Below are 22,548 nucleotides of genomic sequence, written 5' to 3'. Positions count from 1 at the left end.
TCATAGCTGATTAAATTAAAGGGGGTGTCCCAAAACTCGGTTTTTAGGACACCCTCCCTTTTGATGGATGAAGAAGTAAATAAGTGGAGAATCGCCACTAAAAATCAAAATCGAACTAGAAAAAATCAAAATAGTGGGAAGATCGCCATCTAATTTAACTTAGGTCCTTCATTTTGGCCGTTTCACCACCAATAGTGGGCGTTTTTCCATCTAAATATAGGATAAAGAAATGATATGGACGTGTAATTGGAGAATATCCATCTATTTCAGGCTGACCCCCAAAAGTCGCTTCTTATTTCCTATAAGGGACGGCCTCTATTGATTTTTATTGGTGTTCCGGAAATGATAACGAACCATACCAAGCATCTGCCATGATCCATCATCCCCGTTTCGGATATTAATAGAAAACGAGTGATATCCCTCGTTGCCAAGTTCAAAACAGTTGCTTCCCCATCGAGTGTTGGGGATTCAGATGTCCATCCTGCTGCCTGACGATTTTTACTTTGGACCAGATCCCAAAGCCGACTGCAATATGCATTACACACCTTCATGCTGACCATTTTGATTACGAGTCGATACAAATACATTGGGGTTCAGATATACCCGTACTGGTTCCTCAAGAGTCTGCTGGGCTAGCTGAAAAAACAGGTTTAAAGAATGTGGTCGGTGTTCCAATAGGATATTCGGAGGAATTTTGTACTTTGGTCGTAAAAGCAGTACAGTCCATGGATGGATATGGAACTCCTCAAGTTTCATGGATAGCAGAAGGAAAATAAGAAAGATCATTCATTGCGGTGATACACTCTGGCATGGGTATTGGTAGAGAATTGCGCGTGAACATGGTCCGATCGATATCGCTTGTTTACCGGTGAATGGGCCTATTCTGAATGTTTATGGCATGCCCATGCAAAGCTCCGCCGGCGTGCATGACCCCTGAAGAAGCAGTAGAAGCTGCAAAGATATTGGGGGTACAAAAGTTAATACCCATTCATTATGGAACATTTAATAATCCGCCGAATTATATCGAAACCCCTAATTTAATGGAAAGATTGCAGTGCAGGGCACAAGAACAAAAGGTCGATTTAGAGATATTGATTCCCGGTGAGCCACTGAATCTCTCTTAGATAAAGATCTTTTTATTGAGGTGTAAAACAAAAAGCCGCATAATTCTTTAGGAGGGCTTTCCTCATGCATGGAAAGATACGAATTGACCTTCAATCGTATGGCACGTTAGGTTTTCGGGCCTATACACCATTCGATACATAGGTACAGTCATAGTCTAAAGCCCTGTCATTTGAAAAACAATCCCATATAGATATATAGATTATTATACGGGGAGGCATTCATATGGCCAGTTTTCGGATGGCAGTGATGACTAAGAATAAAATTAAGCGCAAAATTCTTGCTCGTCCGGAAGTTACGGGTATTGGGGTGGGTTTTGCAGATCCTAAACGCCCAAATAGAGAGGCAGCAATTATTCTATATACCCAGCAAAATTTATCAACTTCTAAAATTGATGATCTGCAATCTGCCGTATCCGCCATGATCAGAGCGACAGGCTCAAGTACATCTACGCCAGTGCGAATTATTCAAGCTGGAACAGCAACGGCAACTATGCCTGGACCCAGTCCAAAAGATATGAGGCTAACACAGATTTATCGGAACAGACATCGTCCGGTTCCGGGAGGGGTAAGCGTTGGTCTTTCTAACGGTTCTTTTGGGACCTATGGACTTACAGTAATCAAAGGTGGGCAGTTATTTTTATTGGGAAACAATCACGTGTTAGGGATCAATAACACGAACCAATTAACACAAATCGTCCAGCCTGCTTTTCTAGATGGAGGATCATTTCCAAATGATAAAATAGGTGAATTATCCCAAATTGTTCTTTTCCGCCCCCAGCCACAAGTGAATTATATCGATGCTGCAATTGGTCTCCCCACTTCAGATGCGATTCTGGATCCACGATACCTCACTTCTGGCAGTGAACCGGATCGGCCATTCTTTACAAGGCTTATTACCATACCAGGTCATCTCAGGAGTTATCGGGTTGGACTCCAGGTCTTTAAGACCGGACGCGCCACAGGCTTTAAATCCGGGGTCGTGGAATCGGTCGATACAGATGTAGATGTCACCTTTACTGGTATAGGTACCTTTTCCTTTGAAAGACAAACCATTGTTACATCATCACAACTTTCAGTATCTGAACCGGGAGATTCAGGTTCGGTTTGGTGTTCTTTAGCCTCTACCTATGCGGCAGCTGTTAATTATGGTAGATATTCAGATGGCCGCTCCATCAGCTACCCGATTCATTGGGCCATGCAAGCCTTTGGGACTTTAGTTGCTTTACCTGCAAGTAAGTCCGGATCGGTCAGAGGGAGAGCTCATAAAGGCAATTTTTCTTATATTCAACCGCTTACTAAAGCCCAATTAAGTACTATTAGAGTGGTAAATGCAAGAGCAAAAAGATAGAAAATCAAGATAAAGATCGATAACACAAAAGAAGTTGTCTATTTAATAGCAGATGTCCAAGTGGACACATCCATGCTCAAATTTGCCCCCCATTCGAATACAACATTAGCTTTCGTATCGCTGAGAGCAGATGGAGAGAGGGATTATACCTTTCATCACGATTGCAAATATAAGGTGCACAATTAAGGATTGACAAATCTAGGCCGGATGAAGTATGATTTTTCTCAAATATTAACTACGTTGAAAAGGAATAGTAGGATTTTCGGGACGATCAGAGAGCTGTTGGGTGGTGCGAAACAGTCGTAAGGAAAATCCGAACTCGCCTTGGAGTAGCTCGCTGAAACATCAGAAGTAGGTGGAGCCGGAGCCTAACCGTTACAGTAGGAGGATATAAGGTTTAAAAGAACCCGTATCCGTTGGAGTGCATATCCGATGTCTGGGTATGAATTAGAGTGGTACCGCGTAAGATGTTAATAGTCTTTCGTCTCTATGTTTAGAGATGAAAGACTTTTTTGTTTTTGTATCGCCATTATTTATAGAAAAGGGTGGATGGGAAATGCAAAGTCATCGAAAATACTCCAGAAGTTACTTTATGCCTCCGGTTAAGAGCTTGAAATGGACAGAGAAGGAATATATTACGGAGGCGCCGATCTGGTGCAGCGTAGATCTGCGGGATGGAAATCAGGCTTTAATCGTTCCTATGAATTTAGAAGAGAAGCTCGAATACTTTCAAATGCTCGTCAAAATTGGCTTTAAGGAAATAGAGGTCGGCTTCCCTGCCGCATCGGAAACGGAATTTGCTTTTTTGCGTACGTTGATCGAACAGGATCTGATCCCGGATGATGTGACGATCCAGGTTTTGACGCAATCAAGAGAGCATATTATCGAGAAAACCTTCGAATCGCTGCGCGGGGTGAACAAAGCGGTCGTGCATTTGTACAATTCCACCTCGGTTGCACAGAGGGAACAGGTTTTCAGAAAATCAAAGGAAGAAATTATCGATATTGCCGTAACAGGGGCAAAGCTGTTGAAGAAATATGCAGAGGGAACCGAGGGCCATTTCCAATTTCAATATTCCCCAGAGAGCTTCACGGGAACCGAGATAGACTTCGCATTAGATATTTGCAACCGGGTGCTGGATGTATGGCAGCCGACGGCTGATAACAAGGTGATTATCAATCTTCCCGCTACGGTGTCGCTTTCCATGCCTCACGTTTATGCAAGCCAAATTGAATTTATGAGTGATCATCTAAGTTACCGGGATCATGTCATTCTATCCGTCCATCCGCACAATGACAGAGGAACAGGGGTTGCCGATGCAGAGCTGGCCATGCTTGCGGGTGCTCAGCGAGTCGAGGGAACGCTGTTTGGAAATGGGGAAAGAACGGGCAATGTGGATATTGTAACCCTTGCTTTGAACATGCTTTCCCACGGCGTGGATCCGAAGCTTGATTTTACTAGAATCCCAGAGATTATCTCCGTGCATGAAAGATTGACAAGAATGAAGGTCAGCGAGAGACACCCTTATGGCGGCGAGCTCGTCTTTACCGCATTCTCCGGCTCCCATCAGGATGCGATTGCCAAAGGAATGAAATGGCGTGAGGAAGAAGAATGTGAATATTGGACGGTACCTTATCTATTGATTGATCCGATGGATATTGGCAGAGAGTACGAAGGAGATATCATCCGAATTAATAGCCAGTCTGGCAAAGGTGGAATCGGTTATATTCTCGAGCAGAAATACGGGCTTGATTTACCTCAACAAATGCGTGAAAGCTTTGGGTATCATGTGAAAAATGTATCGGACCACTTGCAAAAGGAGCTTCTGCCTGAAGAGATCTATGATATTTTCCTAAAGGAATATGTGAATATTCAAGCGCCTGTAGAGTTCATCCAGTACAGGTCTGCTGAAAAAACCGGATTTGAAACCATGGTCACGATCCGAACAGAGGATCAGGTTCAGGAATTTGCAGGTACAGGAAACGGAAGATTGGATGCCATCAGCAACGGCTTGCAAAACGCCCTAGGCATTGCCTTTACCAACTTGACTTATAAAGAACATGCTTTAGAAATTGGTTCTGGATCACAAGCCGTCACGTTCATCGGCATTACTTCTGCGGATGATACGGTTTATTGGGGTTGCGGAATGGATGCAGATATCATGATCTGTTCTGTAAAAGCCCTGTTTAGTGCGGTAAACAAGCTGTTAGGCGGAGCTTCATTGAAACGGTAATCCCTGATAATTAGGTTGAAAAGATTGTTCTAACAAAAGCCAGAGAAGCATTTTCTCTGGCTTCTTTTCTTTAACTAGGCAAATAATATATTTCGTTTAATGACTTTAGGTATATTGATGTTTAGTAAGCTTAATTTGCGTATAGATTTTTTACGGAGTTACGTGATGTGAGAGCGGGTTCTAAGGTAGATTGAATGGTTGTTGATTTAGCATTTTGATTTTCGATTTGATCTAGGATTGTTCGACAGGCAATATGACCAATCTCATTAATCGGCTGTGAAATGCAGATCTTGAGAAGCCACCGTAAAGTCCGTTGTCTGAAGGCAGTGTCATTATACTTGCTATGTCTTTTCTTTTTTGTCCAAAAATATGGAGAAATTGGATTGACAAGCATAATTTATATGTGTAATATAATATTCAGATTATAATATTAATTTAAAATAATCCATTATTAATAGGTTATAACGTTATATCAATATATTCAAATGTTGGATTAAAGATCATGAATCTACATAGAAGAAATAGAAGCTTGAAAGGGGGTGGAGGTCGAGCCGTTTTGCAAAAGGTTATATCCATATAATCTTTATCTACTAAGGAGGGTTATGAAGTGTTAAAGAAAAAATGGGTTTCCCTATTGTTGGGTATGACGGTCCTCGTGGTTTCGGCCTGCAGCAGCTCCCCAAGCAATTCTTCAGGATCAAGCCAATCGGGCACAGAAACAGAAGGTCCGAAACAGCTGGTGATAGCGGCATATGGGGGAAGTTTTGAAAAAGGAATGAAGGAGACCATCATTCCGGCATTCGAGAAGAAATACAATGCGAAAGTGACCTACATCACGGGAAGTTCTGCAGATTCTTTAGCCAAGCTCCAAGCCCAAAAGGACAAACCCCAGATTGACGTCGCATTCTTGGATGATGGTCCCCAAGCCCAAGCGAAAGCATTCGGATTGCTTGCTCCTCTTGATCCAAGCAAGGTAACCAATCTGTCGGAAATCCATGATGTGGCCAAAGACCCCGAGAATATCGGCGTAGGGATCGGCTTAGTAGCGACTGGATTAGCCTACAATACGAAAATCTTCCAAGAAAACGGCTGGAATCCTCCAAGTTCATGGAATGACCTGGCAAATCCGGAATACAAAGGAAAACTGGTTCTTCCTTCTATTGCCAATACCTACGGGGTTCACATGCTCGTAATGATGGCAAAAGCGAACGGGGGAAGTGAAGCCAATATTGAGCCGGGCTTTGCCAAGATGAAGGAAGTCGCTCAAAATGTGCTGACATATGATAAAACCGCAGACGTCTCTAATTATTTCCTCCAAGGGGAAACCGTCGCCTCCGCATGGGGAACGGGTCGCGTTTATACGTTAAAAGCCAAGGATTTCCCTATTGAATTTGTTTATCCGAAAGAAGGGGCCGTGGCCCTTGTGGCAACCGGCAATGTCGTTAAAAATGCGCCAAACGGTGATCTTGCCCAGGATTTCGTCAACTTTGCGCTGAGTGAAGAGGCGCAGAAGACCTTTGCCGAAAGCGTGTTTTTCGGTCCAGTGAACAAGAATGTCAAACTTGAAGCGGACATCGCCGAAAAAGTTGTCTATGGAGAAGACCAGGTAAAGGGCCTTACGAGAATGGACTGGAAGACGATCAATGAAAACCGGGCCGCATGGACAGAAAGAGTCAACAAAGAGATTGAAATTGCCAAGTAATGGGGTGGAGCATGAGCTACTTGTATTTGGATAGCGTGGTGAAAAGATTTAATCAGGTAGAGGTTGTCAAACAGCTGACACTCGGAATTAAGCAGGGAGAATTGATTTCTTTCTTGGGTCCATCCGGCTGCGGTAAAACGACGACGCTGAACATGATAGCCGGGTTTCTTGAAGTGGATGGAGGGGCGATTGAGGTGGGCGGGATTCGCGTTCACCATCTTCCTCCCTATAAGCGGAATATGGGGATGGTATTTCAAAATTATGCCTTGTTCCCGCACATGACCGTCTTTGAGAATGTGGCTTTCGGACTGAAGCTTCGCAAGATTCCCCGGCATGAGATCGAGAAAAAAGTAAAAGATGCATTGGCCATGACGAGGCTGGAACACCTCGAGCATCGGTATCCGAGGGAACTGTCCGGCGGACAGCAGCAACGCGTGGCGATTTCCCGGGCGCTGGTCATCGAGCCCACGGTCTTGCTGCTGGATGAACCGCTCAGCAATCTGGACGCGAAGCTTCGCCAGGAAATGAGGGATGAGATTACGGAAATCCAGCGAAAGGTTGGGATTACGACGATCTTTGTCACTCATGACCAGGAAGAAGCGCTGGCGATTTCTGACAGAATTGCCGTGATGCATCAGGGGAAGATTGAACAGTTGGATACGCCGCAAAATATTTATAATCATCCGAAAACCGCCTTTGTGGCCGGCTTTATCGGTGAAGTCAATGAGTTTGCGGGAAAAGTGGTAGCGTCCACTCCAGAGATGGCGGAGATTGATATACACGGCAATGTAGTAAAGCTGCCGACTCCGGTGCAGCAAGAAAAAAACCAGAATGTATCCTTATTCATTCGACCGGAAAAAATGCAGATTTCCAAGACCGTTCCGGAAGGTCAGCCTTTTATGACGGCCAGACTGCAAAGAAAAATATTCCTGGGTTCTAAGACGCGATTTATTATCGGACTTCCGGATCGCCACCTCATTGCGGAAATGCCCAATTCCTCGCTAGCGCATGAACAGTTCACTGATCAGGATGAGGTTTATGTTTATTGGAACCCGCAGGATCTCTTAGTATCCGGCAAAGGGGGCTGACATGAATACGCCAATCGTGGGAAAGCTGGTTTCGCCCTATCCATCGAAGCGAAAGAAATCATGGGATGCATGGCTTCTTGTTCTTCCTTGTCTGCTAATCTTTGTCCTATTTTTTGTGGTCCCTCTATTTTACCTTTTTCTGAACAGCTTTCGTCCTTTTGATCCATCCCAGGGGGTAGGGGATGCTTGGACGCTGCAGAATTACATGAAATTTCTCGGAGATCCCTTCTACCTTTCGGTCCTTTGGCGAACCGTTAAAGTAGGATTGGTAACCACCGTGTTCGCCATTCTCATCGGTTATCCCGTTGCTTACCATTTAGTTCGCACAACAGGCCGAACCAGAAACTATTTTACCTTATTATTGCTATCCCCGTTGCTAATCAGCATGGTGATCCGATGCTATGGCTGGGTGATCTTGCTGTCAAATAACGGAGTAGTCAATAACACCCTTATCGCACTCGGGTTGATTGAAGCCCCCATGAAGCTTCTTTATACCGAGCTTGCCGTGGAAATTGGCATGGTCCATGTTCTGTTTCCGTATATGGTGCTTAGTATTGCGGGTTCATTGGAACGAATCGATCCTTCTGTTATCCGAGCTTCCAATAATTTAGGAGCGGGCCCGGTACGAACCTTTTTCTCTGTCATTCTGCCTTTGAGTCTGCCGGGAGTGTTTGCCGGATCGGTTATGGTTTTCAGCCTGGCTACCAGTTCCTTTGTTACTCCTTCCATTTTGGGAGGGCCGCAGGTCAAGCTGATGTCCTATTTAACCTATGAACAGGTGGCTGTATTGCTGGATTGGCCATATGGGGGAAGCGTCGGATTCATTCTGATCTTTATGACATCGCTCACGCTTCTCGTTTACAGCCGGCTGTTGAGCAAGACCAAATCGGGGGTGGCCATCCAATGAGGTTCAAGCCGGGAAAATGGATACTCAACCTATACGTGTTCCTGGTATACTTGTTTTTGCTGGGACCCGTGATTGTCATTATCCTGTCATCGCTGACGGAAACCGAATATGTCGTCTTTCCCCCAAAAGGAATGACGCTGAAATGGTATGTCGAACTGCTGAACCATCCGGAGTTTATGGAGTCCTTATCCTTAAGCGCAGGGGTTGCGGCAGGAACAGCCCTGATCGCGACAGCCATCGGAACTATGGCGTCAATGGCCCTTGTCCGATATAATTTTAGGGGGAAGGAAGTTCTGATGAACCTGTTCGGTTCACCCTTGCTTATTCCTTCGGTCGTATTCGGCGTGGCCCTGCTTCAATATTTCTCTATGATCGGTCTCGCTGCAAGCCCTGTCGCTTTGGTTTTAGGCCACATCATCCTCACGGTTCCTTACGTCGTAAGGCTTGTCGTAGCGAGTTTGGTAGGATTTAACCGATCCATTGAACAAGCGGCTGCAAATTTGGGGGCTACCCCCTTTCAAGTCTTCTATAAAATCACTTTACCCGTCATAAAATCAGGGATCATAGCGGGAGCGATCTTTTCTTTCATTACTTCCTTCGATGATCTGACAGTCGCGCTATTTATTGTGAGTACGGACGTCGTCACCCTGCCGGTGCGAATTTTCACCTACATCCAATATCAATATGACCCCATCATTACCTCGGTTTCAAGCGTCATGATCCTTATTACCATTGTGCTGATGATCGTGATCGAGAGAATTTTCGGGGTAGGAAAATTATTCGCGGTAAGAAAGAATGGTTAAACGAATGGATTCGTTTTTGTCCTCAATGGAGTGTGAAGCTTTATGAAACTTGATAAAGAATTGCCGGTTCCCCTTTATCACCAGCTGATGAAAATCATGCAAGACAAAATCGTGTCAAAGGAATGGCCTCCGGGTTATAAGCTTCCGACGGAAGTGGAATTGGAAAAGCTGCTGGATGTCAGCCGCATTACCATCAAGCGGGCCATTATGGAATTGGTCAAGGCAGGTCTGCTCTACCGCCAACAAGGGAAAGGAACCTTTGTCTCCCATGAGCGGGAAGAAAGAGAATTATTTAAGATCATGTCCCTAGCCAATGCGAAGGAAACCCTGAAAGAGGCGCATCCCCATAAGCTGATCGAATTTTCTATAGAAGAAGCCGGCATGACGATTGCCGACAAGCTGGATATGGGTCCTGAGGAATTGGTTATTAAAATCTATCGGCTAAAGATGGAGGGAGAGAAACCGATCGGCATTGAACATACCTATCTCCCTTGTCACCTATATCCGAACTTTAACCCCGAAATGATTGAAAATGAACTGATCTACGGAGTTTTGCGAAACCGGTATGGCATTCAGCTGGATCGGGCCAAACTTTATTTGTCGCTTCCAGCAGCCTCTTCAAGTGAAGCGTCTATTCTGAATGTGGAGGAAGGGGCGCCCTTAATTCTCTGGGAAAGATCGACCTATGCGAAGACGGATCAGTTAGTGGAATATTCCGAGTTCATCATCAGGCAGGATAAAGCCAAGTATTTGCTAGAGATTTCGTTATCGGAAACGAATTGAGGCGGATTTCATGAATATTATGGTGGTTGTTCAGTCTATGTTCAAAGGGGAGCATTCCTCTCTCCTGCATCCGGGAGATCAATCAACGGTACAAATCGCAACGGAACTGGCGGAGGCAGCCGGCGGCAAGGTAACGGCCTTGGCCGTCGGGTCCCAGCCGGCAAAAGACGATGTGGAGCTGGCATTGAAAATGGGTGCAAATCATGGAATTTGGGTGAACACCTCGATCCCTGATCAAGACGTATGGACGTATGCCAAGGTTTTGCAAGCTGTTCTGCAAGGACGGTCCATCCAGCTTATCTTGTCTTCCGGTGATACGGATCGTCTCCGGGCGAATCAAGCGATGGCCTGTCTGGCCGGCATTTTGGATCAACCTTTTTACTCCTCCGTTCAGCATGTGGAAATCCGGAACACCCGCCTTTCCATGATAAAAGAAGGGCTAAGCGAAGGGCTAAGCTTGTGCAGGCCCGTCATCCTAACGACCAACCTGCCTAAGCGTGCGGCTGTGCCATATGCTGCGAAGCGATCCCATGCATCCAGCTTGGAATGCTTGGGTGTTGAGGACTTGGGGCTTTCCGAGTTTATAGGCCCGAAGTTTGTTCGCGTAAAAGAGGATTCTAGGATCGAGCAGCATCCTGAGGATCGGCTTGCTTCGCAAGACATCAAGCAGAGAGATGTTCTCGTGGTCGTGCGAGAGGAAGAGGAGCGGATGTTGCCAACCGCCGAAGGTCTGTTGGCACTCGCCGAAAACATCGCGCGCGGCGGACGCGTGACGCTGTTGAATTTGCCGCATTCGTCAGAAAACCTATTATATTCCCATGCGACCGAATTGGTCAAAGCTATTCGGGAGATCAAACCGAGCATCATTTTGCTACATCACGGTCCTCATGAAATCGAGCTTGCTTCTTTCGTTTCTGGCAAATTAGCTCTTGGTGTGGCTGATGATTGTGCTGACATCGGCGTGGAGGACGGAGAAGTGATCTTTACATACCGAACTCCCGACCATTACATGCTCCGAAAAAAAGGAAAATCGGAACCGATCTTAGCCACTGTCCGCTTAGCAATGAATAAGAAATCTAAAGGAAATCAAGAAGAACTTAACGTTATAACATTATAATGATATAACCTTATGAAAGGGGAAAGGGAATGGAAATCTCGAATCATCCCATACTTGGCAAAAGGCCAGGCGGACACCATGTGACCATTACGTTCGAAGGAAAGTCGCTTCAGGCACGGGAAAATCAAACCGTTGCTTCCGCTTTGATGTCACAGGGGATCTATAAGTTGGGGCAAAGCCGGAAGATGGCTCAGGCCAGGGGATTGTTTTGTGCCAATGGCCGCTGCTGCAGCTGCTTTATGACAATCGATGGCCAGGAGCATGTCCGCGCTTGCATGACGCAGGTGAAGGAAGGCATGCGCATCCGCATGAACATGGGGGATCCTGATGTTGGGAGGGATTCGAATGAAAACTGACGTACTGGTTCTTGGCGGAGGCCTTGCGGGGATGGCTGCCGCTTATGAAACAGCTTCAAGGGGGCTGTCGGTCACCATTGTCGATGAGTCCCGGACACTGGGAGGGCAATTGAAGCAGCAGACGCAAGTGCTGAACAACATGCCGGCCCCTTATGAAAATTGGAGAGGTTATGAGTTGGCTGCTCATTGGGTCAAGAAATTGCAAGATGTCCCGATTGACTATTTGTTAGGCCACAGTCTCATCGGACTATATGCAGATGGAAGGTTTGGGCTAAGCAATGGAGAACAACTAGTGGCCATATCAGCAGATCATACCATTGTCGCAACGGGGGCGGCGGAGTGTCCAGCGGCATTTCCCGGGTGGACGCTGCCGGGGATCATGACGATAGGGGCAGCTCAAATTCTGATCAATAGGGAATGGGTGTACCCCGGTAAAACCGGGCTGATCCTGGGATCGAGCGACTTTGCACTGGAAATGGCGATCCAAATGAATGAGTTAGAGATAAAGATTAGCGCGATTGTCGAAAAGAGCGAACAAATAACATGCCAAGATCCAACACTAATTCATAAGGTAAATAGACTGAATATACCTATATATCTGAATACTGGAGTGCTGCAAGCGAGAGGCAATGGCCGAGTGGAATCCGTGACCATAGCTGATAGAGGGAATGATCAGCTTTCTGACCAATACCAGGTAGACTTTATCGCTATAGACGCGGGACGGCATCCCATTCTTGAACCTTTTACTATGCTTTCTTGCGATCTGCTTTATGATGATAGGCTGGGAGGCTGGCTTCCGGGGTATTCGCACCACCTGGAAACCAGTGAAAAAGGGGTTTTTGTGGCGGGGAATGCAGGAGGCATTACCAATCAGGCAGGAATTCTGCTATCCGGGCGGATTGCGGGCTTGAGCGTCGCCGAACGGGTTCATAAGCTGACAGAACGTGACAACGAAGAAAAGCAGGCACTGTGGGAAACTCTTTGCCGGGTGGAATCCGCACCTTCCCTTAGGATATGGGAGGCTAGGGTAAAGCACATGGAGAAGTTCATGAACCATCGTCTTCCCTTGGATCCTCAACAGTGGAGCCTGGTTTCAAGAGAGGGGAGGCTGTATCGTGGATAAAACGTGCATGGTATGCCGATGCGAAGAGATTAATGCCCAGGAAATCGAGGAGGCCATTCGCCTGGGAGCCAGGAATCATGATGATATCAAAAGATTGACCCGATGCGGGATGGGGCCCTGCCAATCGAAAATATGCCGATCGCTTGTGGCTGAAGTCATTGCCGAGGTCACAGGAAAACCGCGATCCGAGATTCCGGTCCCCCGTTTGCGGGTTCCCCTGTACCCCATCCTTATGGGCGTATTGGCCAACCATCAAGGGGAAGATTCCGCCATCCGTTCCGTTTTGGCGGAAGCGGATCCGGAAGAAGGGAGGGGGGAGTAAAGGTGATAAAGGAATACGACACGGTGATCGTGGGCGGCGGTGTCATTGGCAACAGCATCGCTTACCATCTTTCCGAACAGCAGAAAGAAGGCATCTTATTGATTGAAAAGGACTATCCCCTTTCCGGCACATCCGGTTCGACCCAGGCCTGGGTATGGGTTCATACCAAGACGCCCTCGTGGTATGGAGAATTCAGCATGTATAGTGCGGAACTCTACCCCTATTTAGAGAAGAAGATTGGGGATTTCGAGTTTCACCGTACGGGAGGCTTATCTCCTTTTTTCAGGGAGTCTGACCGAGAACATGCCAAAAGGCTTGCGGAAAACCAAGCCAAGGTGGGGATCGAGGTTCAAGTGCTATCCAGGGATGAAGTGTTGGCCATGGAGCCGGCCCTTTCCCCGGAAGTGGCTGGCGCTACATTCAGCCGCATTGACGGCAATGTCAACCCTTTGCGTCTGGTCGAGATGTATATGAGGGCCGCGAAAAAGAACGGGGTAGAGTATGAGTATTATAATCATGTGAATGCATTGGAGAAAAAAGAAGGCCATTACCTCATCAGCTCCAATAATAGACAAGTAAAAGCCAAGAATCTCGTCCTGGCAACAGGCGTTTGGTCCAAAGAAGTCGGAAGGCTGCTGGGCATCCATATTCCGGTTCATCCGGTCCGCGGCCAAATCCTGATAACGGAGCCGCTTGCGCCTCTGCTTCATTACACCATCAGCGGCTTAAGGCAAACCCATAACGGGGAAGTCCTCATCGGCTATTCCAAGGAAGAAGCGGGCTTTGACCGGCGCAGTACCCTAGACATTGTCCAGGCCACTGCGAAAATGTCCGTCCAGTACGTTCCTAGCCTGGCCAAGGCCAATGTGGTTCGCAGCTTTTCAGGAATCCGATGCATGCCGGATGATGAGTTTCCGATTCTCGGGACGGTACCCGGCTATGAAGGGCTGTATATTGCGGCGACGCATAGCGGCATCACCTTATCTCCGCTGATCGGAACCCTCATGACGGAACTGATCTTGGAAGGGGAACCTTCCATCCCCATCGACCGGTATAGTATCACCCGATTTAACTAGAGGAGGAATCGAATATGCCCGTACTAAGAATTGAAATGCTGGAAGGCAGAAGTGAAGAAATGAAGCTTATGATGATTCGCGAAGTCACGGATGCGATGGCTCGGTCGCTGAACATTGAGAGGGACGAAGTCGATATCATTGTCCAAGAAATTAAACGCAAGGATTGGGCAACGGGAGGAATGACTTGGGATAAACTATAGGAATGGAAGGAAGCAAAAAGACGTATTTTTCGCGACTAGCCCCTTTCTTTCATCATAATTGCAAGATAATTAGATTGCGATCTTACCTTATTGCAGCTAAAAAAATCCATGCCTATATACTAGGCAGGATTTTTTTATTTTGAAAGATACTTTGTCCATAGCGTTGCAAGCGGAAATCAGCGCGGGCGAACCTATAGGCTCGATCTCTAGGCGGACACCCGATCCCTTATTTCCCCTCAAACATACAAGTTGAAGTTGTTAAAGGACATCTCATCCTCTATTTGTTAGAAACGCACGTAAAAGGTGCCCCATTCCTTAAAATAAAGGAACCTATGTCCGTTTGAGCGTAGAAGTTCCTCCTCATGATTCGATAGCGGCTGCCATGTCCGTAAACATGGCAGCCTACCCCCACAGGTAGGAGACTGTACGGGAGCGAATAAGAATTTAAACAACAATCAAAAGAATGTCCCGTTTTCTATCATGCTTCAATTCGTCTATACTGAAATATAATTCTTATATTGAATTGTAAGCGTTAACTAAAATCGACAAAAAACGGGTGGTGACAGGCACCGTGCAGATTCTGGTGCTCCTATGTGTATTTTTCTTGGCGGCCTGTACTGAAACACCGTTGAGGCAGGAAGATCAGGCAGCGAAAAATCAGGAACAAGTCCGTCTTGAATTTTTTTCGCCTAAAGTGGAGACGGTGGAAATTTTCAATCAGCTTATTCATGAATTCGAAACGGAACATCCGAATATTCATGTTGAGCAGACCACGATCCCCTACGGGATGGATGTACTGAAAAGAAGGATAGCAAGAGGGCAGGCCCCGGATATTTTTATCACGTATCCCCTTGAACGCGATTATGTGATTCGGGCAGAAAAAGGCTATTTGCTCGACCTAACTCATGAAGGCTTTATTCAAGAGATTAACCCAACGGTGCAAAACAGGTATCTGGTCCATAACAGCATGTATGGAGTGGCTTTAACCCAAAATGCAGTTGGTGTCCTCTATAACAAGGATATTTTTGAGCAGTTGCAAATCAAGATCCCCCAAACCTGGGATGAGTTTATTCGAGTTCTGGAGATCATCCGCGCCGCCGGCTTTACGCCCATTCTTATGCCCAATAAAGACGAAGATTCAACCAGTGTATTGAATTTGAATTTTGTCGCCAATGAATTTGACAGCCATTATTGGGATCAGGTTAACCAAGGCACAGCAAGCCTATCACGTGATGCAAGATGGTTGGATGTGGCCGGAAAAATGTTGAAAGTGGTTTCATTTGCCCAAGAGGACTCTTTTGAAGCGGATACGGATCAAGTCAACAAGCGTTTTGCCCATGGCGGGGGAGCCATGTATGTGACCGGCACATGGATGCTGCCGGTGATCGAAAAATGGAATCCGCAGTTGAAGTATGGGATTTTTCCCTTTCCGGGCTCGAATGATCCGCAGAAAAATCAAGTCCTGGGCGGTGTAGACATTGGACTGGCGATTTCATCGGACACGCGGCATCCCGAAGCGGCAAAGGAATTTCTGAGATTTTTAGTCAAGAAAGAAAATGCCCAAAGATTATCCGATTATGAAGGCTCCATCAGCGCTGTCCAGGGAGTGACCGTGAAAAAGGCGGTCGTTTGGCCCCTGGCAGAGCGCGTCCAAAAAGGGAAAAGCGTGAATTGGCCCAATCATTACTGGATAGGCGGAACCCGTGCCGAACGGGATTATCGGATATACAGCCAGCAATTTTTTATGGACAAGGATGTCGAGGCCTATCTGCACCGATTGGATCAAATGTTTTCCTTTTATAGGGAAGAGTAGAAAATGGAGGCGAAGATATAATGCTATGATGCTGAAGCTGCAACATCGAATGATCATTGGATTTTTGTTATTCATTCTTTTGCCGATCCTGATCGTGGGCTGGGTTTCTTATCAGACTTCCGCCAACACCTTGAAGGAAAATATCAGCCAGCAGGTGCTCCAGACCTTAAAAGCACTGGATATGAACCTGTCCTCCTCCTTTTCGGAAATCCATTCCTTTTCGGATACCGTAGTTGATTCCGCTGATGTCCAAGCTCTTCTGAAAGCGAAAGAAAACAATGCGGCGGAGCTGTACAAACAGCGCATGAATATAAGAAGTCTCATGTACAGCAATCCGCTGGTGGAGGATTTTATCCTCTATACGGAGAAAGGAACCGTGTTTCAATTGAAAAGGTCACTTCCTCCCTCTTTTCGGCAATTTCAAGAAAGCCTTTTCTTTCAAGAGATCCTCAAGGAGAAGGGGAGGCCCGTTTGGTTATCGCCGCTTCAACATGATTCGTATGTTCCGCTGGAGAAGTTTGTATTCACACAAGGGCGAATGATCAAGGATTATGACACCCTGGAAAATGTAGGATATTCCATTTTGCATATCAAGATCGACCTGCTCGACCGCATCTATGCCGAGCTGCATCAACCCGGGGCAGAGGAATTAATCATCGACCGGACAGGAAAAATCCAATACAGCTTCGATCATCAATGGATCGGGCAACAGCTGCATATGAGGGACCTCCCAGATATGATTTCCGGAAACCCGGGGCACTTCATGGATACATGGGAAGGAAAAAAGAGCTTGGTTACCTTCTATCCTTTGGAGTTAAATGAACAGGCTAATCTGGATTGGATCCTCGTGTCGATTAAGCCATGGGGTACCCTGTCCAATCAGATTCATTTTATCCGAAATACTACGGTTTCCATCGTCATTGTAGGGATGATCATGGCATTGCTGTATAAGCTTTTTTATGTGAAGAAAATCTTGGGTTTTATCTCTCAGTTTCTTCAGAAAATGAAACGGGCGGAACAAGGGGACTTGGCGGTTCGCATGCCTGCCTTTGATTATTTGGAGCTAACGAACCTGGCTTTGGGCTTTAATCGAATGATTGAGCAGATTGGGCTGCTTTTGCAGCAAGTGAAGCGTGAGCAGGAACGAAAGAGGGAAGCGGAGTTTCAAGTGCTCCAGCAGCAAATCAATCCGCACTTCCTGTACAATACCCTTGAATCGATTAATGCGATGGCCGCTTTGAACGGACAAAAGGAAATCAGCAAAATGACCATCAATCTTGGCAAGCTGTTTCGCATCAGCATCAATGGCGCTTACGAGGTAAAGGTCAGCGCTGAAATCCGCCATGTGATCAGTTACTTGGAAATCCAAAAGATTAGGTTCAATAACCGGTTTGAATATGAAATCGACGTGGAGGATGAGCTGAAGGATCGTCTCGTACTGAAACTGATTTTACAGCCGCTGGTGGAAAATATCCTCTATCATGCTTTTGACCTGCAGGAGGAATCCGGGCTCATTGCGATAAAAGGATGTATGGAAGAGGGGAAAGGCTGTTTTTACATTCGGGATAATGGAAAAGGGATGAGCCATGAAGCCTTGACCAAATGGAATAATCAGCAATGGCTAGAGGATCGCCACAAAAACAGCGGACATGGCTTAAAAAATGTTCACGACCGCTTGAAGCTATATTATGGCCAGGCTTATGGACTGATGATTTGCTCTTTGGAGGGCGCAGGAACAACGATCAAGATCACGTTTCCACTAGATAAGGGTGATTCGCATGGCGTTTAAAGTATTCATTGTTGATGATGAACCGATCATTGTAAAGAGTTTGGCGAATATCATTAATTGGCAGGACCTTGACTGTTTGGTGGCAGGAACGGCGGAAAACGGAAAGCAAGCTTTGGAAAGAATTAAAGCCTTGGAACCGGATCTGGTTCTGTCCGATATCTGCATGCCTTCGATGAATGGCCTTGAGCTGCTCAAAGAAGTCAGCCAGCTGCCCCGTCAGCCCAAGGTGATCTTGCTAAGCGGGTATGATGAATTTGAGTATGCGCGGGAAGGGATCAAATACAAGGCCTTTGATTACATCCTCAAGCCCATTGATTACGATGAATTGGAAGAATGCGTGTCCCGTGCCATCCGTGAACTGGAACGGCTGCAGAAAAACAGGCAGGAGGAGATCAAACGTCAAATTTACGAGCTCCTGACCCTAGGAACGGCTGACATCGCTAGCGATCTTCGACACGGCGCCTTTGCAGCGATGATTATAGAATGGGATAAAAACGCGGAAAAACAAGATGCCATTTGGCAGTGGTTAAGTGAAAAAGTGAAACAGAACGAGCCCGAGAGCTGGTTCCTCTTGAAGCTCCAACCGATGGAATTTACCATCGTGTACGCGTCTCAAACGGCAGACGAATCGGAGACCAAACGGACAATGAAGCGCATGGCAAGCGAATTATCTGCATGCTGCAGCGATCTGCACATCTCCATTGGGAAAGTCGTAACCGAACTGGATCGCATCACGGAGTCCTATGGGCAAGCCAAAGACATGCTAAAAGGAAAGCTTTTCCTAAATGCGACGGTCATTACAGAAGAGGAGTTCCAGGAAGAGCTGAAGTCCAGGAATAACCCTTGGGATCTCATCGAGAAAGCGATGGATTACTTGGACGAATATTTTTACGAAGACGTCGGGATTGAACAAGTGGCGGGGAAAATCGGATTAAGCGTCAGTTATTTCAGCGTGCTGTTCAAGCAAAAAACGGGCGTAACCTTCCTGGAGTATTTGACCGAACAGAGGGTGAAGCATGCTTGTTACTTGCTGGAAAAGTCCAGCCTGAAAACGAATGAAATCGCAAAGAAAGTGGGTTACACGGATCAGCGATATTTTAGCCAAGTCTTCAAGAAAAAAGTCCGGATGACTCCCAGCGAGTACCGTAAAGTAAAGACTATTGAACAGCCTCATCTTCCGTGATAGAAGATGGGGCTGTTTGTTTTCTCTCAGAAATGAAAGCCCTATCATAGAAATTTGAACATGGATCAAAGGTATGCCTCGTTTTGAAACCGTTTTATTTCATTTACAATTAATTTATAGGAACAAGCAAGAAGGAATAAAGGGGGCTAAACAAAAGATGAAAAAATGGATTTCGTTAGTTTTAACTGCTGTTCTAGCCGGTTCATTAACCGGTTGCGGTTCCAATCAGGCTTCAAACCAGGAAAGCGCTGGCGATAAAATTGTCATTTGGACCCAGGCTTCAGCCGACCATCCCGAAGGGAAAATGTTTGCGGATCGCGTGAAGCGATATAACGAGGCAAACCCGGATAAGCCGCAAGTCGAGATTCAAAACATTACCAGAGCCGGTGCCGGATCAGGCTATATTGACAAATTGAATGCAGCCATTACCTCCAATAATGTGCCGGATATTTTTACGCTTGACGGACCGGATGTGGCAGCCTATGTTGAATCGGGCATTGTCGGACCATTGGATGATTATATGTCGCCAGGATTTAAAGAAGGATTCACTCAGTCGATGATGGACCAGGGAACGATCAATGGGCAGTTTTATGCGATGGGGTACCAGGATTCCGGTGTGGCCGTGACCTACAATGAAGACATGATTAACGCCTTGCCGGATGATATCAAAGCGATGATCCCTTCTTCGGATGAAGATTGGACATGGGATGAATTTGTGGCTCTTGCCAGACAAATAGACGATTTCGCCCAAACAACCAGCGATCCCGCGTTTAAGGATTATGAGTCGGCCGTCAGTCTATCGCTGCATGAAATTCCTGCAGGCGGATATGAGCTGGGAACCTATTTCTTTATCCCGCTTTTATGGGCGAATGGAACCAATATCGTGGCAGAAGATGGCGTAACCGTAGACGGGGTGTTAAACAGTGAAAAGACCGTGGAAGCTTTAACGAAATATGCGCAATTGTTTGAAGGCAACCCGCTGGCCAATGCCTCCGAGTCCCAAAAAGCATTCCATTCAGGAAAAACGGCCTTATCTGTAAGCGGATTCTGGTTTATCAGCGACTTCGTCAACAATTATCCTAACCTGAAGTTTAAGACCCTTCGCTATCCAAAGATGAGTGAAACCTACGATGGATTATATACGCCATCCGGAAGCTGGACCTTTGTCCGAAATGGCCAGGTCCAAGATGAAGAACGCATCAAGCAGACCGTAGAAGTCATGGAATGGCTTAACAGTGATGATGCGCATCGGGAGTACTTTAAGGCCATCGGCGCGATTCCGGGAAGGGTGAATTCAATCGATGCGATTGATACCAATACGGATAATCCATACCACAATGAGGCATGGAAGGTATTGAAATATCAAGTGGAAAACACCAATAAGTCCCGTCCGGTATCCCCGGGATATCCTTATCTGTCCGAAAAGTTTGCAAAAGATGTCATCTTGAAGATTGCGCAGAATAAAGCAACAGACGCGGCAACGATCCAAAAATATTTGGATGAAACGGTCAAGAAAATTGATTTGGAATTGGAGAAATACCGGAAATAGTCAAGGGAGAAAGGAAGAGGCGAGCCTTCGGTCTCGCCTCTTTATTTAAAGGACATAGGGTTCGCTATTTCTTCGAAAACGCCATATTGGAGGTTTTAGAGGACACTGAGTTCGCTAATGGTTAAAAAACAACGAGAGAGAGCAGCATTTTACCGAAATAACGGAAACAATGTCCGCTCAATTTGAATAAATAGCAATCTGTACGCATATAACGAACCCTATGTCCGCAAGGTTAATCATATAAGATAAAGGATGTGAAACCGTGAGAAGTCTAACCCTCCATCTTAAACGATTTGTAAAAGTGAGAAAGCTGAATGAAAATTATAAATCAACCGATCTCTTGTCCGCCTTCGGATTTTTGACGCCTGCCATGGTCTTGGCGATCCTCTTTATTGTCATGCCGATTGCTTTAGCCTTTACGTACGCGTTTACGGATTATTATTTATTGAAGCCAAACGACAAGCAATTTATTGGCCTAGACAACTTTGCGCGGATGATGACGGACGAAGTGCTGATCCAAAGCTTCTTCAACACCTTGAAGTTTGTCCTGCTGGTGGTGCCTCTTCAGCTTTCCCTGGCTCTTGGCCTGGCGCTGATCGCGAACAAGAAGATGAAAGGAAACAGCTTCTTTAGAACGGCTTATTTTTCTCCCGCTGTTTTATCCTTAGTCGTGATTTCGATTTTGTGGACCGTCATGCTGAACCCGACCTCCGGGTTGATCAACCAAATTCTTTCCAACATGGGCTTATCCAAACAGCCATTTCTTGCAAGCGCCAGCCAGGCGATGGTTACCATTGTTTTTATCTCCGCTTGGTCAGGCTGCGGCTATCAGATGATGATTTTCCTAGCGGGCCTAAAAAACATTGACCCCCAATTATATGAGGCGGCAGAGATGGATGGCGCTAATACCCTGCAAAAGTTCTGGTATATTACTCTCCCTTCATTAAAGCCAATTACCATGTTCCTAGTGATTACCACCACCATTCAAGCCTTTAAGCTGATTGTCCAGCCGATGGTCATGACGGGCGGGGGACCTGACTATTCGACCATGACCATTTTGCAATACATCTATGAGTACGGATTCCGTCACAGAAATATAGGGTATGCCAGTGCGATTACCTTGCTGTTTACCGTTTTCCTGGTGGTATTATCCATGGGAATCAAAAAACTGTTTAAGGAGGAGCGAGCAGCGTGAAGATCATAAAGAAAGTCCTATTTTACATGCTGGCGATGGGTCTGGCCCTTCAATTCCTGGTTCCTCTTGTATGGATGATCCTTTCTTCTTTTAAAATCGATGAAGTGATCTATAAGGATGTCGGCACGATCTATGCTGTCGTTCCAAAACTTTCAGACTTAAGCCTTAAATCCTACATCGAGCTGCTAGGCTATTACAGTATATTTGGAAATCTGCTGAACAGCTTGATTTATGCGTCTGTCACCGTCGTTTTCGGATTAACCATTAACTCGTTGGCAGGCTATGCCTTAGCCAGATTTCAATTTCCTTTTAAAGATAGTGTATTGATTTTTATTATCGCCCTTATGATTGTCCCGATTGAGGCAACGATTCTTCCGCTGTTCTTAGTCGTGAATGATTTGGGGATGATCAATACGGTCACCGGATACTTACTGCCGTTCTTTGTCAACGTGATGAATATCTTTTTATTCAGGCAGCATTTTCTCTCGTTTCCGGGCGAACTGATCGAGGCAGCAAAAATCGATGGACTGGGTGAGGTCGGGAGTTTCTTTCGCATCGTCGTTCCAGCGAGTTTGAATATGTATATCACAGTGGGGATCCTGACTTTCCTGGCTTCCTGGAATGATTTCCTATGGCCGGTGATGGCCCTTTCGAATTCGGATTTAATGCCGATTCAGGTTGCCTTAAACGCGATTTTCAGCGACACCTATAATATCTTTACCAGCCATATTATGGCAGCTTTAACCCTTGTGACCATTCCGATCGTGATCTTATATATGGTCTTCCAGAAATACATTGTTGAAGGCTCGATGCGAAGCGGCATCAAATAGGAGGGGA

At 46.1% G+C, this 22,548-nt stretch carries 21 protein-coding genes and 1 other annotated feature; all 21 genes read left to right on the top strand.

The window, feature by feature from the left end; genetic code table 11:
• The first annotated feature begins 503 nt into the window (after positions 1-503).
• Complete coding sequence (locus tag ABLT31_RS22970; protein WP_367756090.1) at positions 504-776, top strand: MBL fold metallo-hydrolase; 273 nt, start codon at positions 504-506, stop codon at positions 774-776.
• 150 nt (positions 777-926) lie between these two features.
• Entirely contained in the window at positions 927-1,124 is a 198-nt protein-coding gene (locus ABLT31_RS22965; RefSeq protein ID WP_367756088.1) for an MBL fold metallo-hydrolase, read from the top strand.
• Positions 1,125-1,347: 223 nt separating this feature from the next.
• Positions 1,348-2,472, top strand: a complete 1,125-nt coding sequence (locus ABLT31_RS22960) for a chymotrypsin family serine protease (protein WP_367756086.1) — start codon at positions 1,348-1,350, stop codon at positions 2,470-2,472.
• Positions 2,473-2,703: 231 nt separating this feature from the next.
• Positions 2,704-2,964 (top strand) — a binding site (T-box leader).
• Positions 2,965-3,028: 64 nt separating this feature from the next.
• Positions 3,029-4,705, top strand: coding sequence for a 2-isopropylmalate synthase (locus ABLT31_RS22955; protein ID WP_367756084.1), 1,677 nt, complete (start codon positions 3,029-3,031; stop codon positions 4,703-4,705).
• Positions 4,706-5,312: 607 nt separating this feature from the next.
• Complete coding sequence (locus tag ABLT31_RS22950; RefSeq protein WP_367756082.1) at positions 5,313-6,407, top strand: ABC transporter substrate-binding protein; 1,095 nt, start codon at positions 5,313-5,315, stop codon at positions 6,405-6,407.
• 11 nt (positions 6,408-6,418) lie between these two features.
• The gene (locus ABLT31_RS22945; protein WP_367756080.1) at positions 6,419-7,495 is read left to right on the top strand and encodes an ABC transporter ATP-binding protein; all 1,077 of its coding nucleotides are present in this window, start codon (positions 6,419-6,421) and stop codon (positions 7,493-7,495) included.
• 1 nt (position 7,496) lies between these two features.
• Positions 7,497-8,402: an ABC transporter permease gene (locus ABLT31_RS22940; RefSeq protein ID WP_367756077.1), complete on the top strand. Its 906-nt coding sequence runs from the start codon at positions 7,497-7,499 to the stop codon at positions 8,400-8,402.
• Positions 8,399-9,205, top strand: coding sequence for an ABC transporter permease (locus ABLT31_RS22935; RefSeq protein WP_367756075.1), 807 nt, complete (start codon positions 8,399-8,401; stop codon positions 9,203-9,205). The genes ABLT31_RS22940 and ABLT31_RS22935 overlap by 4 nt, the downstream gene beginning before the upstream one ends.
• Before the next feature lie 42 nt (positions 9,206-9,247).
• Entirely contained in the window at positions 9,248-9,988 is a 741-nt protein-coding gene (locus tag ABLT31_RS22930; RefSeq protein ID WP_367756073.1) for a GntR family transcriptional regulator, read from the top strand.
• A gap of 10 nt (positions 9,989-9,998) precedes the next feature.
• Positions 9,999-11,105 (top strand): adenine nucleotide alpha hydrolase family protein, encoded by a 1,107-nt coding sequence (locus tag ABLT31_RS22925; RefSeq protein ID WP_367756071.1) that lies wholly within the window; start codon positions 9,999-10,001, stop codon positions 11,103-11,105.
• 29 nt (positions 11,106-11,134) lie between these two features.
• Positions 11,135-11,461, top strand: coding sequence for a (2Fe-2S)-binding protein (locus tag ABLT31_RS22920; RefSeq protein ID WP_367756069.1), 327 nt, complete (start codon positions 11,135-11,137; stop codon positions 11,459-11,461).
• Positions 11,451-12,584 carry an NAD(P)/FAD-dependent oxidoreductase gene (locus tag ABLT31_RS22915; RefSeq protein ID WP_367756067.1) on the top strand — a complete coding sequence of 378 codons (1,134 nt, stop codon included), beginning with the start codon at positions 11,451-11,453 and terminating at the stop codon, positions 12,582-12,584. Before ABLT31_RS22920 ends, ABLT31_RS22915 begins: the two co-directional genes overlap by 11 nt.
• Positions 12,577-12,906 (top strand): (2Fe-2S)-binding protein, encoded by a 330-nt coding sequence (locus ABLT31_RS22910; protein ID WP_367756065.1) that lies wholly within the window; start codon positions 12,577-12,579, stop codon positions 12,904-12,906. Before ABLT31_RS22915 ends, ABLT31_RS22910 begins: the two co-directional genes overlap by 8 nt.
• A 2-nt stretch (positions 12,907-12,908) precedes the next feature.
• The gene (locus tag ABLT31_RS22905) at positions 12,909-13,982 is read left to right on the top strand and encodes an NAD(P)/FAD-dependent oxidoreductase (protein ID WP_367756063.1); all 1,074 of its coding nucleotides are present in this window, start codon (positions 12,909-12,911) and stop codon (positions 13,980-13,982) included.
• A 14-nt stretch (positions 13,983-13,996) separates the two neighbouring features.
• Complete coding sequence (locus ABLT31_RS22900) at positions 13,997-14,182, top strand: tautomerase family protein (protein ID WP_367756061.1); 186 nt, start codon at positions 13,997-13,999, stop codon at positions 14,180-14,182.
• Between the two features lie 571 nt (positions 14,183-14,753).
• On the top strand, positions 14,754-15,995 hold the full coding sequence (locus tag ABLT31_RS22895; protein WP_367756058.1) for an ABC transporter substrate-binding protein: 1,242 nt from the start codon (positions 14,754-14,756) through the stop codon (positions 15,993-15,995).
• A 28-nt stretch (positions 15,996-16,023) separates the two neighbouring features.
• Positions 16,024-17,784 carry a cache domain-containing sensor histidine kinase gene (locus tag ABLT31_RS22890; protein ID WP_367756056.1) on the top strand — a complete coding sequence of 587 codons (1,761 nt, stop codon included), beginning with the start codon at positions 16,024-16,026 and terminating at the stop codon, positions 17,782-17,784.
• Positions 17,774-18,967, top strand: a complete 1,194-nt coding sequence (locus ABLT31_RS22885; protein WP_367756054.1) for a response regulator — start codon at positions 17,774-17,776, stop codon at positions 18,965-18,967. Before ABLT31_RS22890 ends, ABLT31_RS22885 begins: the two co-directional genes overlap by 11 nt.
• A 157-nt stretch (positions 18,968-19,124) precedes the next feature.
• Entirely contained in the window at positions 19,125-20,516 is a 1,392-nt protein-coding gene (locus ABLT31_RS22880) for an ABC transporter substrate-binding protein (RefSeq protein WP_367756052.1), read from the top strand.
• A gap of 262 nt (positions 20,517-20,778) precedes the next feature.
• Positions 20,779-21,711: a carbohydrate ABC transporter permease gene (locus ABLT31_RS22875; protein ID WP_367756050.1), complete on the top strand. Its 933-nt coding sequence runs from the start codon at positions 20,779-20,781 to the stop codon at positions 21,709-21,711.
• Positions 21,708-22,541 carry a carbohydrate ABC transporter permease gene (locus ABLT31_RS22870; RefSeq protein WP_367756048.1) on the top strand — a complete coding sequence of 278 codons (834 nt, stop codon included), beginning with the start codon at positions 21,708-21,710 and terminating at the stop codon, positions 22,539-22,541. Before ABLT31_RS22875 ends, ABLT31_RS22870 begins: the two co-directional genes overlap by 4 nt.
• The last annotated feature ends 7 nt before the right edge of the window (positions 22,542-22,548 follow it).

Source organism: Ammoniphilus soli, from assembly GCF_040813775.1.
Note: the sequence above shows the minus strand (reverse complement) of the source record. Positions and strands in the feature narration are given on the sequence as shown.